Origin of the sequence: Pseudomonas sp. M2(2023) (assembly GCF_030263955.1) — a bacterium.
GTDB classification, from domain to species: domain Bacteria; phylum Pseudomonadota; class Gammaproteobacteria; order Pseudomonadales; family Pseudomonadaceae; genus Aquipseudomonas; species Aquipseudomonas asiatica.
Genome location: NZ_CP127114.1, coordinates 5,186,012 through 5,203,757, shown reverse-complemented (window position 1 = coordinate 5,203,757; position 17,746 = coordinate 5,186,012). Strand labels below are relative to the sequence as shown.

Below are 17,746 nucleotides of genomic sequence, written 5' to 3'. Positions count from 1 at the left end.
GGAGTCAATGTATGAGAACCGTCTGGCAGCACTGCCATGTGGCAACCATGGCCGAGGGCCGTTACTCGGCCATCGAGGACGCGGCCATCGTCACCAACGCCGGGCTGATCGAGTGGATCGGCCCACGCGTCGAGCTGGCGTCGGTCGATGCCGAGCGTACGGTGGACCTGGGCGGCGCCTGGGTCACCCCGGGGCTGATCGACTGCCACACCCACGCGGTGTTCGGTGGCAACCGCAGCGGTGAGTTCGAGCAGCGCCTGCAGGGTGTGAGCTATGCCGAAATCGCCGCACAGGGCGGTGGCATCGCCAGCACCGTGCGGGCCACCCGTGCGGCCAGCGAGGACGAGCTGTTCGCCAGTGCTCGCCAGCGGGTCCAGGCGTTGATGCGCGATGGCGTGACCACCATCGAGGTCAAGTCAGGCTACGGCCTGGACCTGGCCAACGAGCGCAAGATGCTGCGTGTGGCCCGGCGCCTGGCCGACGAGTTGCCTCTGGCGGTGCGCGCCACCTGCCTGGCAGCCCATGCCTTGCCGCCGGAATACGTCGGCCGGGCTGACGACTACATCGCGCACATCTGCGATGAAATGCTGCCGGCCCTGGCCGCCGAAGGCCTGGTGGACGCAGTGGATGCCTTCTGCGAACACCTGGCGTTCTCCCCGGCCCAGGTCGAGCGGCTGTTCATCAAGGCGCGCGAGCTGGGCCTGCCGGTCAAGCTGCACGCCGAACAGTTGTCGTCGCTGCACGGCTCCAGCCTGGCTGCGCGCTACCAGGCGCTTTCGGCTGACCATCTGGAATTCATGACCGAGGAAGACGCCATTGCCATGGCAAAAGCCGGCACGGTCGCCGTGCTGCTGCCGGGCGCGTTCTACTTCCTGCGCGAAACCCAGCTGCCGCCGATGGACGCCTTGCGCCGCCACGGCGTGAAGATTGCCCTGGCCAGCGACCTCAACCCCGGCACCTCGCCAGGGTTGTCGCTGCGGCTGATGCTGAACATGGGCTGCACCTGCTTCCGCATGACCCCGGAAGAAGCCCTGGCCGGTGTCACCGTGCACGCCGCCACTGCGTTGGGCCTGGGCGACAGCCACGGCTCGCTGGAAGTGGGCAAGGTCGCGGACTTCGTCGCCTGGCAGATCGAACGCCCCGCCGACCTGGCCTACTGGCTGGGCGGCGACCTGCCCAAGCGCGTGGTGCGCAAGGGCCACGAGATTTCCAACTGAGTGAGGCACGATGGACAAGGTACTGAGTTTTCACCAGGGGCGCCTGCCGCTGCTGATCAGCATGCCCCATGCCGGCCTGCAACTGTCGCCGGCGGTAAGAGACGGCCTGGTCGACCAGGCGCGCAGCCTGCCGGACACCGACTGGCATATTCCACGGCTGTATGACTTTGCCCGTGAAATGGGCGCCAGCGTGGTGGCGGCGGAGTATTCGCGCTTCGTCATCGACCTGAATCGGCCGGATGACGACAAGCCGTTGTACGCCGGTGCCACCACTGGCCTGTACCCGGCCACGCTGTTCGATGGCGAGCCATTGTTCAAGGACGGGCTGGTGCCGACAGGCGAGGAGCGCAAGCAGTATCTGGAGCAGATCTGGCGCCCCTACCACGACACGATTCGTCGCGAGCTGGCGCGGCTGCGCGAGCAGTTCGGCTACGCCCTGCTGTGGGACGCCCATTCGATCCGTTCGCTGATCCCGCACCTGTTCGACGGCAAGCTGCCGGACTTCAACCTGGGTACCTTCAACGGCGCCAGCTGCGACCCGGCCCTGGCCGAACGGCTGAAAGAGGTGTGCGCCCAGGCCCAAGGTTACAGCCACGTGCTCAATGGCCGCTTCAAGGGCGGGCATATCACCCGGCATTACGGCGATCCGGCCAACCACATCCATGCGGTGCAGCTGGAGCTGGCGCAGAGCACTTACATGGAAGAAGCCGAGCCGTTCGCTTACCGCGAAGACCTGGCACGGCCGACACAGGAGGTGTTGAAGCAGCTTCTGCAGGCAGTGCTGGACTGGGGCAAGGCGCATTACGGGCGGTGAAGTTCGCCAGTAAGAATGGCGACGCGATGCAGGTTGTTCGCGTCGCCAGTCACTACTGCTCAGTTGTTGTTGATCTGCTTGATGGTAAGTTCGCGCAGTAGCTCCTTCTCTTCCTGCTCCTTGTCATCTTGCAGGCCTTGCTGCAAGTTCAACTCGTCCTGAAGCGAGTGGTCCTTGCTTGCCAGCTCAAGCACCCGCAGGCGGAAACGTGCTTCTATTTCGGCGAAGCGGTCGGCAAATTCGGCTCGCAGACGCGTGGTCCAATCCGTATTCGCCAGCATGTATCCGACCAGTGCATCGCTCAGTTCACTTTTCCGAACCTTTTCCAGCACACTGGATAGCTCGTCCCGCGCCAGGTTCGCAGCACCTCGAAAACGCATGCTATCGGCGATCGGCAGGTCCAGTTCCCTGGCCAGTTCCCGGCGGTAGGCCAGACGTACCGAGACCAGGTCACCCGGGCCAGTCCGTTGGTTGGCCAGCAGCTCCAGCTGTTCGATCCGGAAAAGCTGCAATAGCCGACGACGCAGTGCTTGCAGGGAATCGCCGGCGTCGACCAACAGGCGTTGGCTCATCAGGTACAGTTCAATATTGTTGAACTCCTGCAGCGCTCCGTCATGGCAGGTCTGCGAGCCGGTTACCGGGTCTGGCAATGCCGCTGCGGCGATGCTCTCCATGATCGGGCGTTCGGTTTCGTTGCTTGCAGCCACCACCAGCATCAAGCGCACCCGTTCGCAGAAGGTGGCTTGCGTATTTGGGTCAAGGTATGGGGCGGCATTGTGCAAACGGCCCACCAGACGCAACAGATCACTACCTTCGAGCCGCTCCCAGCAGTCCTGCAATGCGGCATTCTGTGCTTCGCTACCCAGCATCCAGTCCTTCAGCCTGGGCGTATCATCGCCCAGCAGTGGGAAGTGAAGGTGGTCGAGAGATCCTTCGCTGGAAGTATCGAAGAACATCAGGTCGTCGGGGATATCCAGGGCAAAGGAATAGCTGTGCTGGCTGTCCGAGAAGCTGCGTACCCGCAGGATGGTTTCAGGAGGCAGCGGGTTGTCGAACAAGGCGATCGACGAGATTGGCATGGGATTGTTCAGGTTCGTCAGGATGTGCTCGGGCAACTGGGTGATGTTGTTCGAGCTCAGGTCCAGAAGTTCCAATGGCAGCAAACTGTCACACCAGCTGGGCCAGGCTTGGAGGTTCATGTTGGTCAATGCGAGTGACTGCAGGTTGCTGGCCAGCGATGCGGGCACATGGTCGATGTTGCCTGCACGGTTGCCCGACAGGTCCAGCGAGGTCAGGTTTCGCAGCCCTGCGAAAATGTCCATCATGGCCTGGTCGACCTCCAGCCCCATGTTGCGAAACTCCAGGTAGGTGAGTTGGGGAAGGCGAGCCAGGGCAGATGCCAGCGAGGGCATGGCGGCCTGGTGTGCATCGATGGTCAACCGGCTGATGTTAGGGAACCGGCTGAGTAGTTCGTCGAGCTGCGAGGCGCTGCCCCGCAACCGCGTCAGGCTGAGCGCGTGTACGCGGGCGCCGAAGAACGCTGGAAGCCGCCTGGGGAAATGCTCGATGGCCACGTCCTCGAGTTGCAGGCGCAGGTATGACTGGCCCTGCTCCTGTTGTTCCCAGAATTGATCGATCGCTGACGCGATACGTTGCCTGTCCGTCAGTGCGGCCTGGGTCAATGGGTTGCTCGAACTGGATGCCTGGGCCCAGCCATCGATCGCATCGCGCATCTGCCGTCGCTCATCGCGAATGCGTGCGAGTTGTTCGGACATTGCCTCTGGCTGGTCCGTGGTGATGCCCGAGGTGTCGACGCGCTCGTTCAGCAACAATCGCTGCAGGTGAGATTCATTGATGCTGTTGCCTTCCAGCGAGATCACCGGTGGGGTGGTCAGCATGTCCGCTTCATGAAGCAGGAACGAGGGCAAAGACCTGAGATTGTTGTGGCGCAACGACAGGTGGGCAATGCGCGCCAGGGCGTCGCTGCCAATCCCGATCGGCCATTGGGCCAGCTGCATCTGGTCCAGGCCCAGGTAGTCCAGGGTCAACTCATGGAAACTTGGCCTGTTGCTCTGCGCCAGCCGGTTACCACTCAGGTCCAGGTATCTCAATTGGCGAAGCCCTGACAGCAGGTTCAGGTCGCTTTCGGAGAGCGCCATGTTCTGGTTGGTGAGCACCAGTCGTTGCAAGCCTGGCAGGCACTCGGTGATGGTGGGCACGCTGAACAGGAAGGGCGAGGGCGTTGCCCTGGGGTCAAACGGACGGCTGATTTCCAGCGACTCGATCTGCGGCATCTGCCTGAGCAGGCGTTGCAGCAGGCGCTCGTTTTGCGCCCAGCCCGCCAAGGACCCTGACGGTAAGTCGATCAGGCTCAGGCTGCGCACGCGTGCGTTGAAAAAAGCGGGCAAGGTGAGGGGCACATCGGCAAGGGGGACGCGGGCGATACGCAGTTCCGTGGTGGGCCCGGTGCTCTCGTCCAGCGCAGTGTCGTACCAGTGTTGCATGATCGAGTCACGCAGGCTGTCGTAGTCCTGTGCTGCTTGGTCGCTTGCCGGCGAAATGGCTTCACTCCAATCGTCCAGGCTGCTTTGCAGCTCGTTGCGCTGCTCCAGTAGTGTCTGCAAATGTTCGAATATCTGCAGTTGCGTACGGCCGCGGCTGGCAAGTGCCTGCAGAACCTGAGCCGCCGAGCGGCCGGTGCGTTCGGCGAGCCCTGTGGCTTCGATAGCTTCGAACAGCTGCTGGCGGGTTATGCCATGGGTGGCCGGGCCGCCGCCACTGAGTGGGTAGCCCAGGCGGCCATCAGCCAGGCGCATGGGAGAACGGTAGCCTGGGCGTACGGGCTGCATGCCCAGCAGCACCCTCAAGGCCGGGCGAGGCAGCAACGGGCTTTCCTGTACAAGGCGCTGCAGCGCTTGCTGATCGGCGACGTCCATGCTTGCCATGGCCGCTGGCAGTGCCTCGTACAATGCAGCGTAAAGGCTTGAATACACCTTGACCGCCGCGCTGGGCAGGCTTTCGTCGTGGACGATGTACCCTGCCTGGGCATGGGTGATGGTCTTGAATGGGCGGGTGTCCAGTGTGCCTATGGCATGATCCTGGGTCGGCCAGGACATGCGCTGGAGCAGCCGGAGCCTGGTCTGTGCAGGCCAGCCTGGCAAGCGTTCGAGCGTATGCACGATCAACAGGTCGCTATCCCAGTTCGGCACGCTGGACAGGTACAGCCCTTCGCAGGCGCGGGCAAGGCGAATTTGTTGCTGGTAGATGCGGGCCTCTTCGGCAAGGCGCAGTGGTACCTTGCCGTTGTCGAGTATCTGCAGTTCGTTGGCACTGGCCTCGCGCGCCAGCTCATTGGCGACTGCTGACGGCAATTTCGGATACGCCCTCTGGATGGCCTCGGCGCCCGGCGCCAGGTCGCGCGAAAGGCCGGCGTAGGCCCTGGCAAACTCAGCGGGCCGAGTGCTCTCGTCCGCCAGCTGGCGGACCGTTTCGTCCAGCTTGAAACGTTGCAGGGTGTCTTCCAGCAAGGCCGGCAGCCGCTGGCTTTCGGCCAGGGCGCGGCGCAGCTCGTCTTCGTGTACGCCGCTGACGGCGATAATCCGTTGCAGCGTCGGCTCGTCGAAGTGCCCACTCAAGTGGCCGATGCGGCGCAGGAGTGTCATGCCCGACCAACTCAGTGGCTTATCGGTAACGTGCAACCATGCTCCGGCACCGTTGTGCCGCACTGGCGGCTGGTAACGGCGAGGACTTGCAGGGTGTTGCAAACGATATTCGCCAGTCGTTGGCGTTTGGCTGACGATGTACTGATTGCCCTGCAGTACCAGCCAGCGTTTGCCTTGGTGATGCCGTAGGCCCAGTTCGTCCGGTACCAGGTCATGGGGCAGCGTCTCGTGACTCCGGTAGGGCGTGAGGTCGGGTTTCCACAACCGCGTCTGACCATCGGATGTTTCCACGTCTTCCAGTTCTTCGATGAATGAAGGCGTTTCTACCGGAATACGGGTTATCCCTGGCTCCTCATCCTCTGGCTCTTCAATCTCCGGCCCTTCCAGCGACGTGCCGGTTTCGCTGCCGTGCAAGCCTCTCAAAGCTTTGGCTGCTGCGCTGAGGGCGGCCATGATGGCCACGTTTTCGATCACATCGACCAGATAGCCATAGGCAGTATCACGTTCGTCGTTTTCCCAGGCGTCGATCCCTTCATACACCTCATGGGCCAGCTGGGCCAGGCAAACAGCAAGCATTGCCTCGCCAAGCCCTGGCACGAAGAAGCCGGCGATGTTCAAGGCCGTGAGCACACGGCCGGCAATCAGCTCTCGGTGGGCTTGGGCGGTGCGCCGATCGACGATTTCGGTTGGCGTGGCGTGGAACAGCACATCCTTCTCATGACGCTGGGTCTTCTGGAACGTCATCACGCCCTGGAAGGCGTGGCTGAAAGGCTTTTTGACCGGATACAGGGTGGCGTGCGGATCCGGAACACGCTCATGCAGGCCGCGGGCACTCCAGGCCAGGGGCATTAGCCGATCCTTCAGACGGGTGGTTATCGGCGCCTTGTCGCGGTCGGCGAGGTGCCTGTCCAGGTAGCCGATATCGGCCTGGAGCCTGTCGCGCAACTCTTCGTTCATGGCTTCCTGGCTGGCGAATTCCTTGAGGGGCGTGGTGCTGTCTTCGGGGATGTACAGCGCCACTGCGTGATGCTCTTCAGCTTGCAGGGTGATGAGCACAACGCCGGTCAGCTCGGCTTCCCACAAGTCGAGCAGGCTGAACGTCACCGGCGAAGAGGGCGATGGCGCCTGGTCAAGTGGCGTGGCAAGAGCGGCGGAATATAGCGCCTCGCTGATATCCCCCTTGAGGCGGGCGAAATGCAGTGATTGCCGGAATGCCGATACCTCTGCACGCCCCAGTGTTTCATAAACGGCCAGTGCGGCTTCATCCGCGCCGAGTGGCGGCGTGGCCGCTGGATAGTAGATGGCATGTACCTGTTGATGGTATTTGCCGCCGATATCCAGCGTACGACACAAGTCGGCGAAATCTTCGGCGGCGATATCCAGTGCATTGTTGATCGGCACGGTGCCCATGAAGCGCCGGTGATCGACTATGACCGACCTCTTGAGCAGGGAGGCGGGCGCGTCCATGCCATGTTCGGCAGCGGCATCCTGGTCGAAGTTGTGCAAGGCGCAGTGCAGCAGCGAGCGTGTAGCCCGGTCGACGGCCTGGCGGCTGTCGATGGCATTGGTCGTTTCGATCTGGCGGGCATCGACGAGGTAGGTGTTGCGCACGTCCAGGTCAAGCCTGAATCGCTGCTTGATGGCTTCGGTGAGTGTCTTGGTGGCGTACGCTTCCAGGGTTGGAAGCTTTTCGAACAGCTTGTGCACCTGCACCTGGTGCTCGCGGTGACGTGCGTGCTCTTCCTGCCATGCCTTGGCGACTTCCGGTTGTTGCTGGATTGCCGTCGACAGCCAGGCAGGGGCTTGATGCCAGTTGCGCATCGCGCTCTGGGTTTCTGGCGGAGCCTGCTTGAGCCAGGTGGGGATTCTGCGCTCGATGGTGGCGTAATGAACACTAGGTACGGCAGTGACTGCAGTTGGCATGGCGAAGCCCTTGCTTGATTTGGGGCGAGGGACTATCGCGGGCCTGTCTGAGCTGCTGGAGGTAGATATATGTGCCCTCGAGGTGCGGCGGCATCAGCGCGGGCAGTGCTCAAAGCGCAATTCAGGTTTATGATGGCCCACGGCCGAATAATCCTCACACGGAGTGCGCAATGCAGACCCTGTACCCGCAGATCAAACCCTACGCCCGGCACGATCTGGCCGTGGAAGCGCCGCATGTGCTGTATGTCGACGAAAGCGGCTCGCCAGAAGGTCTGCCGGTGGTATTCATCCACGGCGGCCCGGGAGCCGGTTGCGACGCCCAGAGCCGCTGCTACTTCGACCCGACCCTGTACCGCATCATCACCTTCGACCAGCGCGGCTGTGGCCGTTCCACGCCGCACGCGAGCCTGGAGAACAACACCACCTGGCACCTGGTCGAGGACCTCGAGCGCATCCGCGAGCACCTTGGCATCGACAAGTGGGTGCTGTTCGGCGGCTCGTGGGGCTCCACCCTGGCGCTGGCCTACGCCCAGACCCACCCCGAGCGGGTGCATGGCCTGATCCTGCGCGGCATCTTCCTGTGCAGGCCCCAGGAAATCCAATGGTTCTACCAGGAAGGCGCCAGCCGCCTGTTCCCCGATTACTGGCAGGACTACATCGCGCCGATCCCGCCGGAGGAGCGCGGTGACCTGGTCACGGCCTTCCACAAGCGCCTGACCGGCAACGACCAGATTGCCCAGATGCACGCGGCCAAGGCCTGGTCCACCTGGGAAGGCCGTACCGCCACCCTGCGCCCCAATCCGCTGGTGGTCGACCGCTTCTCCGAGCCGCAGCGTGCACTGTCGATCGCCCGTATCGAATGCCACTACTTCATGAACAACGCCTTCCTCGAGCCGGACCAGCTGATCCGCGACCTGCCGAAGATCGCCCACCTGCCGGCCGTGATCGTGCATGGCCGCTATGATGTGATCTGCCCGCTGGACAACGCCTGGGCGCTGCACCAGGCCTGGCCGAACAGCGAACTGAAGGTGATCCGTGACGCTGGCCACGCGGCTTCCGAGCCGGGCATCACCGATGCCCTGGTGCGTGCCGCCGACCAGATGGCCCGGCGCCTGCTCGACCTGCCCCTGGAAGAAGCATGAGGGGCCTGCTGCAGCGCGTGCGTGGTGCGCGGGTGGAAGTAGCGGGGGAGGTAGTGGGTGCCATCGACCAGGGTTTGCTGGTGCTGGTGGCCGTCGAGCCTGAAGATTCCCGTGAGCAGGCCGACAAGCTGTTGCACAAGTTGTTGAACTACCGGGTGTTCAGCGACGAGCAGGGCAAGATGAACCTGTCGCTCAAGGATGTCGGGGGAGGTTTGTTGCTGGTGTCGCAATTCACCCTGGCGGCAGACACCCGCAACGGCATGCGCCCGAGCTTCTCGACGGCAGCGCCACCGGCCCTCGGCGCCGAGTTGTTCGACTATCTTTTGCAGCAGGCGAAGGCCCGGCACGCTGATGTGGCAAGCGGGCAATTCGGCGCAGACATGCAGGTGCACCTGGTCAATGATGGCCCCGTAACATTTATGTTACAAATATGAGGTTAAAAAACCCCTTGTTCACAGGAAAACAAGGGGTTTTGTACGATAAATAGTTGTTCCAGCCTGATGCGTTGTCACGCGACCTGCTGGATAATCGCGCGCTGCATGGACCTGCGTTCGCAGGTTCGTTTCACTCTGACTCGAGTATTGTCTGGATCCGTTTGGGGAATCATTACGCCCTCACGGGGTCCGAACAGTGCTCGCCAACCCGGCATTTGTCGCTGGCCGTTGGTTTCATGATCTGTTTTCGGCGAGGGTTGCTCGTGATTGTTAGTCCCCAAAAAGCATCAAGAATCCCCGGTACCGGGCTGCGCAAGGCCCTGATGGCCAGTGTTGCACTGGTCGGCCTGATGAGCGCGGGCCAGCTGTGGGCATTCAATCTTGACGATGTTGCAGCCAAGGCAAAGGATCTGGCCGGCCAGAAGTACGAAGCACCGAAAAGCAACCTGCCGGCCGTATTCCGCGACATGAAGTTCGCGGACTACCAGAAGATTCATTTCCTGCAGGAAAAGGCCGAGTGGGCCAAGGACAAGACCCCGTTCAAGCTGTCGTTCTATCACCAGGGCATGCACTTCGATACCCCGGTGAAGATCAACGAGGTCACCGCCACCAAGGTCGAGGAAATCAAGTACGACCCGAGCCGTTTCGAGTTCGGTGACGTGCCACACGACCCGGAAACCACCAAGAACCTGGGTTACGCCGGTTTCCGCGTGCTGTACCCGATCAACAAGGCCGACAAGCAGGACGAGATCATGACCCTGCTTGGCGCCAGCTACTTCCGCGTGGTCGGCAAGGGCCATGTGTATGGCCTGTCGGCCCGTGGCCTGGCCATCGACACCGCACTGCCGTCGGGCGAGGAGTTCCCGCGCTTTACCGAGTTCTGGGTCGAGAAGCCCAAGCCGGCCGACAAGCACCTGGTCATCTACGCCCTGCTGGACTCGCCGCGTTCCACCGGCGCCTACAAGCTGACCCTGCGCCCAGGCAACGATACCGTGGTCGACGTGCAGTCCCGCGTGTTCCTGCGTGACCATGTCAGCCGCCTGGGCATTGCCCCGCTGACCAGCATGTACCTGTTCGGCCCCAACCAGCCGTCCAAGGTCCTCAACTACCGTCCGGCCCTGCACGACTCCGAAGGCCTGTCGATCCATGCCGGCAACGGCGAATGGCTGTGGCGCCCGCTGAACAACCCGAAACACCTGGCCGTGAGCAACTTCAGCGTCGAGAACCCGCGTGGTTTCGGCCTGATGCAGCGCCAGCGCGCCTTCAGCGACTACGAAGACCTCGACGACAACTACCAGAAGCGCCCGAGCGCCTGGATCGAGCCGAAGGGGGACTGGGGCAAGGGCACCGTCGACCTGGTCGAAATCCCGACTGCCGACGAGACCAATGACAACATCGTGGCCTTCTGGAGCCCGGAAAAGCTGCCTGAGCCAGGCAAGCCATTCGAGTACGCGTACCGCCTGCACTGGACCATCGACGAGCCGAAGTTCCAGGCTCCCGAGCTGGGCTGGGTCAAGCAGACCCTGCGTTCCACCGGCGACGTCAAGCAATCCAACCTGATCCGCCAGCCAGACGGCAGCGTGGCCTTCCTGGTCGACTTCGCCGGCCCGGCGCTGGCCGCCCTGCCGGAAGACACCGCCGTGCGCAGCCAGATCAGCGTGGGCGACAATGCCGAGGTGGTCGAGAACAACCTGCGCTATAACCCTGAGACCAAGGGCTGGCGCCTGACCCTGCGTTTGAAGGTCAAGGAAGCCAACAAATCGACCGAAATGCGTGCCGCGCTTGTGCGTGACGTGCCGGTCGAAGCCGCCAAGCCTGCCAAGGACGCCAAGCAGGACAAGGCTGCAGCCAAGCAAGCCAAGGCCGAGAAAGCCGCCAAGGCCGAACAACCTGCCGCCGATGCGGCGCCCACCAACGGGACCCCGGCCACCACCGAGAAGGTGCTGACCGAGACCTGGAGCTATCAGTTGCCTGCCGATGAGTAACTCAAGCGCAAGGCCGGAATCGCTTCGCGAGTACCTGGCCCACCTACCACTGAGCGACGAGCAACGGGCGGAACTCGCCAGCTGCACGTCATTCAGTGAGCTGCACCAACGCCTGGCGGCCAACCCGGCCGCCAGCTCTGCCGAGGCCGTGCAGGCCTCGGTGGGCCCGCGCCTGACCGTAGGCAGCGCCGCCGAGCTGGAAGACGCCGAAATGCTTGGTGTCGACGGCAGCGGCCGCCTGTGCCTGAAGATCGCCCCGCCGATCAAGCGCACCAAGGTCGTGCCCGAGCCATGGCGTACCAACGTGCTGATCCGCATGTGGCGGCGCATGACTGGCCGCACCAACGCCCCGCAGCCGCCCAAGCGCGAGCTGCCGCCAGCCCGCTGGCGTACGGTCGGTTCGATCCGCCGTTACATCCTGCTGGCGCTGATGATCGGCCAGACCATCGTTGCCGGCTGGTACATGAAGGGCATCCTGCCGTACCAGGGCTGGTCGTTCGTGGACTTTGACGAAGTCGTCAACCAGCCGCTGTGGGACACCGTGGTGCAGGTTTGGCCGTATGCCTTGCAGACGTCCATCCTGGTTCTCTTCGGCATCCTGTTCTGCTGGGTATCGGCGGGCTTCTGGACTGCGCTGATGGGCTTCCTCGAGCTGCTCACCGGGCGCGACAAGTACAAGATTTCGGGTAGCAGTGCAGGCAACGAGCCGATCGCGCCCGAGGCGCGTACCGCGCTGGTGATGCCGATCTGCAACGAAGACGTGCCGCGCGTGTTCGCCGGCCTGCGCGCAACGTTCGAGTCGGTGGCCGCCAGCGGCAACCTCGATCGCTTCGACTTCTTTGTGCTCAGCGACACCAACGACACCGACATCGCCGTTGCCGAGCAACAGGCCTGGCTGGACGTGTGCCGCGAAACCAAAGGCTTCGGCCGCATCTTCTACCGTCGTCGTCGGCGCCGGGTGAAGCGCAAGAGTGGCAACCTCGACGACTTCTGCCGTCGTTGGGGCGGCGAATACAAGTACATGGTCGTACTCGACGCCGACAGCGTCATGAGCGGCGAGTGCCTGAGCAGCCTGGTGCGCCTGATGGAGGCCAACCCGGACGCCGGCATCATCCAGACCGGGCCGAAGGCCTCGGGCATGGACACCCTGTATGCGCGCCTGCAGCAGTTCGCCACCCGCGTGTACGGCCCGCTGTTCACCGCCGGCCTGCACTTCTGGCAGCTAGGCGAGTCGCACTACTGGGGCCACAACGCGATCATCCGCATGAAGCCGTTCATCGAGCACTGCGCCCTGGCGCCATTGCCGGGCAAGGGTGCGTTCGCCGGTGCAATCCTCTCCCACGACTTCGTCGAAGCCGCGCTGATGCGCCGTGCCGGCTGGGGCGTGTGGATTGCCTACGACCTGCCGGGCAGCTACGAAGAACTGCCGCCGAACCTGCTCGATGAGCTCAAGCGCGACCGCCGCTGGTGCCACGGCAACCTGATGAACTTCCGCCTGTTCCTGGTCAAGGGCATGCACCCGGTGCACCGTGCGGTGTTCCTCACCGGTGTGATGTCGTACCTGTCGGCACCGCTGTGGTTCCTGTTCCTGGTGCTGTCGACCGCGCTGCTGGCCACCAACACGCTGATGGAGCCGCAGTACTTCATCGAACCGTACCAGCTCTACCCGCTGTGGCCGCAGTGGCACCCGGAGAAGGCCGTGGCGCTGTTCTCCACCACCATCGTGCTGCTGTTCCTGCCCAAGCTGCTCAGCGTCATCCTGATCTGGGCCAAGGGCGCGACAGAGTTTGGCGGGCGCATCAAGGTCACCCTGTCGATGCTGATGGAGATGCTGTTCTCCATGCTGCTGGCACCGGTGCGCATGATCTTCCACACCCGCTTCGTGCTGGCCGCGTTCCTGGGCTGGGCCGCGACCTGGAACTCGCCGCAGCGTGACGACGACTCCACGCCTTGGAGCGAAGCAGTGCGCCGCCACGGCCCGCAGACCCTGCTGGGTATTGCCTGGGCGGCGCTGGTGGCCTGGCTGAACCCGAGCTTCCTGTGGTGGCTGGCGCCAATCGTTGGTTCGCTGGTGCTGTCGATCCCGGTTTCGGTGATCTCCAGCCGTACCCGCCTGGGCCTGGCGGCCAAGGACGAGAAGCTGTTCCTCATCCCCGAGGAATACGCCACTCCGCAGGAGCTGCTGGCCACCGACCAGTACACCCACGAAAACCGCTGGCATGCCCTGCATGACGGCTTCGTACGGGCTGTGGTCGACCCGCGGCAGAACGCCTTGGCCTGCGCCATGGCCACTGCCCGTCATGGTCAGGCAGCGCCGATCGAGGCACTGCGCGCCGAGCGCGTGGCCAAGGCGATGGAGGTAGGGCCGAAAGGGCTGGACCTCAATACCCGCCTGGCCCTGCTCAGCGACCCGGTGGCGCTGACCCGCCTGCACGAGCAGGTCTGGGCCGAGCACAATGCGGCGTGGATCGACGTGTGGCGTGCGTCGATCAAGAACGACCCGCATTCGCCGCTGTTGCCGTTGCATCCGGAGAATGAAGGCCAACCGGCACTCGTCGGCGCCTGACAGGGCCTATTCGCGGGCACGCCCGCTCCCACAGGGTACTTCACAGCCTTTGAGGCATGCGCTGTACCTGTGGGAGCGGGCGTGCCCGCGAAGCTTTTCAGGGCTCCCACCGATTTTGGCCAACAAAGTCCCCCCCGGCTCTAGGTCCCCGAGCCGCCATGCGTTAGCATCCCTCTCCGATATGACGCATTGGCCACGACGGCCATGCCAACAATAAGATTCGCTACTTTTCTTGCTAGGGGACTTGGTGATGATCAAGAAATACCTTTCGCGACTGCTGGTCGGTGTCACCGCCCTGGTCGCCGTAACGGCCGCCCAGGCGGGCGCGATCGATGACGCGGTCAAGCGCGGCACCTTGCGCGTGGGCATGGACCCGACCTACATGCCGTTCCAGATGACCAACAAGCGTGGCGAGATCATCGGCTTTGAAGTCGATATCCTCAAAGCCATGGCCAAGTCCATGGGCGTCAAGTTCGAGCCGGTATCCACGGCCTATGACGGCATCATCCCGGCCCTGCTGACCGACAAGTTCGACATGATCGGTAGCGGCATGACCCTGACCCAGGAACGCAACCTGCGCCTGAACTTCAGCGAACCCTTCATCGTGGTCGGCCAGACCCTGCTGATCCGCAAGGAACTGGCGGGCGAGATCAAGTCGTACAAGGACCTGAACAACGAGAAGTACCGCATCACCTCCAAGCTCGGCACCACCGGCGAAATGGTTTCCAAGAAGCTGATCGCCAAGGCCAAGTACCACGGCTACGACAACGAGCAGGAAGCGGTGATGGACGTGGTCAACGGCAAGGCTGACGCCTTCGTCTACGACGCGCCGTACAACGTGGTGGCAGTGGACAAGGCCGGTGCCGGCAAGCTGCTGTTCCTCGAAGAACCCTTCACCTACGAGCCGCTGGCCTTCGGCCTGAAGAAAGGCGACTACGACAGCATCAACTTCATCAACAACTTCCTGCACCAGATCAAGCATGACGGGACCTACGATCGTATTCACGACAAGTGGTTCAAGAACAAGGACTGGCTGAAGGAAATGGAATAAGGCCCAGGCCACAAGCCGGCTTTATGACCCCGACGCGCAGGCAAACCCTGCGCGTTCGCATTTACGGAAGTACCCCACGTGATCAAACACAAGAAAGCCCAGTGGCCCTGGCACGGTTTGACTGCCCTGGTCCTGGTGGGCCTGGCGTTCAGCCTGTACATGGCCACCTCGATGATTTCCTACGAGTGGCGCTGGAACCGCGTACCGCAGTACTTCGCCTACAAGGCCGAGGAAGCACAGCGCGCCGCCGGTTACGGCACCGTGCAGGACATCGTCATCTCTGGCGATAATGCCCGTGTCACGCTGAAGGACGAGAACGGTGCCGAGCAGGTGCTCGATGTGGCCAAGGACAGCCTGCAGCTGGCCCGCGGCGACGATGTTTCCGAAGGCGACCAGATTGGCGTCACCCGTCACTGGGCGGCCGGCCCGCTGGCCTGGGGCCTGTGGACCACGCTTTGGATTTCGGTGGTATCCGGTGCCTTGGGCCTGTTGATCGGCCTGTTCGCCGGCCTCTGCCGCCTGTCTAGCAACCCTACGCTGCGGGACCTGTCGACGGTGTACGTCGAGCTGGTGCGCGGTACACCGCTGCTGGTACAGATCTTCATCTTCTACTTCTTCATCGGTACCGTGCTCAACCTGTCCCGCGAGTTTGCCGGGGTGGCTGCACTGGCGCTGTTCACCGGCGCCTACGTGGCCGAAATCGTTCGTGCCGGCGTGCAGTCCATTGCCAAGGGCCAGAACGAAGCGGCCCGCTCGCTGGGCCTGAACGCAGGCCAGTCGATGCGCCACGTCATCCTGCCGCAGGCCTTCAAGCGCGTGCTGCCGCCTTTGGCCGGCCAGTTCATCAGCCTGGTCAAGGACACCTCGCTGGTGTCGGTGATCGCCATCACCGAACTGACCAAGAGCGGCCGCGAGGCCATTACCACCTCGTTCTCGACCTTCGAGATCTGGTTCTGCGTGGCAGGCCTGTACCTGCTGATCAACCTGCCGCTGTCGCACCTGGCCAGCCGGCTCGAGCGGAGGCTTGCGCAAAGTGATTGAAGTCCGTGACCTGCTGAAAGTCTTCGACACCCGTGGCCACGTGGTACGGGCTGTGGATAACGTCACCACCCAGGTCGCCAAGGGCGAGGTGGTGGTGGTGCTCGGCCCGTCGGGTTCGGGCAAATCGACCTTCCTGCGTTGCCTCAACGGCCTGGAGCATTTCGACGAAGGCCATGTGGCCATCGACGGCCTGCAACTGGCCGACCCGAAGACCGACATCAACGCCTACCGCCGCGAAGTCGGCATGGTGTTCCAGCACTTCAACCTGTTCCCGCACATGACCGTGCTGGAGAACCTGTGCCTGGCACAGAAGGTGGTGCGCAAGCGCAACAAGGCCGACCGCGAAGCCAAGGCCCGGGCGCTGCTGGAGAAGGTAGGCATTGCGCAGAAAGCCAACGAATACCCGTCGCGCCTGTCCGGTGGCCAGCAGCAGCGGGTGGCGATCGCCCGAGCCCTGGCCATGGACCCGAAAGTGATGCTGTTCGACGAGCCAACCTCGGCGCTTGACCCGGAAATGGTCGGCGAGGTGCTGGACGTGATGAAGACCTTGGCCCAGGAAGGCATGACCATGGTCTGCGTTACCCACGAAATGGGCTTTGCCCGTGAAGTGGCGGACCGCGTGCTGTTCTTCGACCATGGCAAGTTGCTGGAAGATTCGGCCCCAGCCGCGTTCTTCGCCTCGCCGAAAGACCCGCGTGCGCAGGCGTTCCTGCGCCAGGTGTTGTGACAGGTAGTGAACGGTAGAGCGTAGCCAACCCCAAAGCTCGCTTCCTGCGGGTTGGCTGTCTCGCTCATTTGTTGTTTGGAATGCAGGAGGCAAAGAAAAGTTGCGCTGCATGTTGCTTAAAGGTTTTTTCTTATTGCCTTTGAAGCTAGATGAGGATATTTCTTTTCTAGATAATCTAGACGGCTGCGGGCTGTCTGGATTGCTAATTCATTCTGTTCAAATTCCGATTTTGCGCGCGAAACTTGAGATGTTGCTTTCTCTAGTTCCGAGCGCTTGGTGCTCAGCGCTTCAAAAGTGGATTCTAGGCTTTTTAGTTTGGCAGCTTGGTTGGCGTAGTCTTCGTACAAATAACTTGCCTTTAATCCATGCTTGCTGCTCTCGTATGTTACTGTGCCATCCATTTTCGCCATGGAATCTATGAGCGCTAACATTTCGGTTTCTGTTTTCTTAAGTGCGATGTCAGTCGTTTTAATGTCCCTCGCTCTTTGCGCGTCTTTTCTTTTTTCGTGGCCGATGTTGTATTCTAAGTTTCGAGTGCTGTCTATGCGGTTTTTCAAATTTTTTGAGGCTTTGACTAGGGACTTTCCAGCTTTCCAATCGTAGTAGCGCGCTATAGGTCCGCGGATATTTCCTGAGGGATCGTTATAATTAATCGGATCGCCCGCAGTGTAAGCGTATGCATTAAGGTTGCCAGTCAGGAAGATGCTGGCACGATCGGAAGAAATAAATCGCCTAAGGCGGGGGCTGTATCCTCGTTCGCCGCGGCCTAACAAGTAAACGCCGAAATCCTCAAGATACTCTCCGTTGTAACCTGGTGCTACAGGTGAAGGCCCAATGGGGTTATATCCATAAGCACAGTATGTCAGCCTGTTGACAGCAGAACTATGGCTCGAAGCCAAGACGGAGTTTGCTTGGTCGATAGCAATCAGGTTGCCCTCGGCAAAGGATGAGCCCCCTAGCTGGCATATCGGGCTGCCGGCCGCGTACATTATTCTTACTGGGTTGCCGGGCACTCCAATAGAGGCGAGCCGATCATGTTCATAAAAGCGTAATTGACGATTACCCATGAGATGACTCCCTATTGAATCATGGCCTCAAGGGTGCGGGCAGCAAGGCAGCCCCAACAACTGGCAAAAATGCTAGGTTGGTGTGCTCAGTTAATTCTTTATACCCAAGCCCTGGTT

At 62.1% G+C, this 17,746-nt stretch carries 11 protein-coding genes; 9 read left to right on the top strand and 2 right to left on the bottom strand.

The annotated features are described in order from the left end of the window. Window positions 1–11 precede the first annotated feature (11 nt). Entirely contained in the window at window positions 12–1,217 is a 1,206-nt protein-coding gene (hutI, locus tag QN085_RS23875; protein ID WP_013974558.1) for an imidazolonepropionase, read from the top strand. 10 nt (window positions 1,218–1,227) lie between these two features. After that, on the top strand, window positions 1,228–2,031 hold the full coding sequence (gene hutG, locus QN085_RS23870; RefSeq protein ID WP_013974557.1) for an N-formylglutamate deformylase: 804 nt from the start codon (window positions 1,228–1,230) through the stop codon (window positions 2,029–2,031). A 59-nt stretch (window positions 2,032–2,090) separates the two neighbouring features. On the opposite strand, the gene QN085_RS23865 is transcribed toward hutG, so the two are convergent. Then, window positions 2,091–7,616, bottom strand: coding sequence for a dermonecrotic toxin domain-containing protein (locus QN085_RS23865; RefSeq protein WP_230396974.1), 5,526 nt, complete (start codon window positions 7,614–7,616; stop codon window positions 2,091–2,093). A gap of 170 nt (window positions 7,617–7,786) precedes the next feature. On the opposite strand from QN085_RS23865, the gene pip reads away from it, so the two are divergent. The 7 genes from pip (at window position 7,787) to QN085_RS23830 (ending at window position 16,562) form a co-directional block, all read left to right on the top strand. Next, window positions 7,787–8,758: a prolyl aminopeptidase gene (gene pip / locus QN085_RS23860; protein WP_013974556.1), complete on the top strand. Its 972-nt coding sequence runs from the start codon at window positions 7,787–7,789 to the stop codon at window positions 8,756–8,758. Further along, window positions 8,755–9,192, top strand: a complete 438-nt coding sequence (dtd, locus tag QN085_RS23855; protein ID WP_013974555.1) for a D-aminoacyl-tRNA deacylase — start codon at window positions 8,755–8,757, stop codon at window positions 9,190–9,192. Before pip ends, dtd begins: the two co-directional genes overlap by 4 nt. 263 nt (window positions 9,193–9,455) lie before the next feature. Further along, window positions 9,456–11,177, top strand: coding sequence for a glucan biosynthesis protein G (locus QN085_RS23850; protein ID WP_015272100.1), 1,722 nt, complete (start codon window positions 9,456–9,458; stop codon window positions 11,175–11,177). Then, entirely contained in the window at window positions 11,170–13,743 is a 2,574-nt protein-coding gene (gene mdoH, locus QN085_RS23845; protein WP_013974553.1) for a glucans biosynthesis glucosyltransferase MdoH, read from the top strand. The genes QN085_RS23850 and mdoH overlap by 8 nt, the downstream gene beginning before the upstream one ends. Before the next feature lie 253 nt (window positions 13,744–13,996). After that, window positions 13,997–14,794 carry a transporter substrate-binding domain-containing protein gene (locus tag QN085_RS23840; RefSeq protein WP_024087841.1) on the top strand — a complete coding sequence of 266 codons (798 nt, stop codon included), beginning with the start codon at window positions 13,997–13,999 and terminating at the stop codon, window positions 14,792–14,794. Between the two features lie 78 nt (window positions 14,795–14,872). Next, a complete protein-coding gene (locus tag QN085_RS23835) occupies window positions 14,873–15,835 on the top strand; it encodes an amino acid ABC transporter permease (RefSeq protein ID WP_013974551.1) in 963 nt (320 codons plus the stop codon). Then, window positions 15,828–16,562: an amino acid ABC transporter ATP-binding protein gene (locus QN085_RS23830; RefSeq protein WP_013974550.1), complete on the top strand. Its 735-nt coding sequence runs from the start codon at window positions 15,828–15,830 to the stop codon at window positions 16,560–16,562. Before QN085_RS23835 ends, QN085_RS23830 begins: the two co-directional genes overlap by 8 nt. A 116-nt stretch (window positions 16,563–16,678) precedes the next feature. On the opposite strand, the gene QN085_RS23825 is transcribed toward QN085_RS23830, so the two are convergent. Continuing rightward, window positions 16,679–17,629, bottom strand: a complete 951-nt coding sequence (locus QN085_RS23825) for an RHS repeat-associated core domain-containing protein (protein ID WP_080563828.1) — start codon at window positions 17,627–17,629, stop codon at window positions 16,679–16,681. Between the last annotated feature and the right edge of the window lie 117 nt (window positions 17,630–17,746).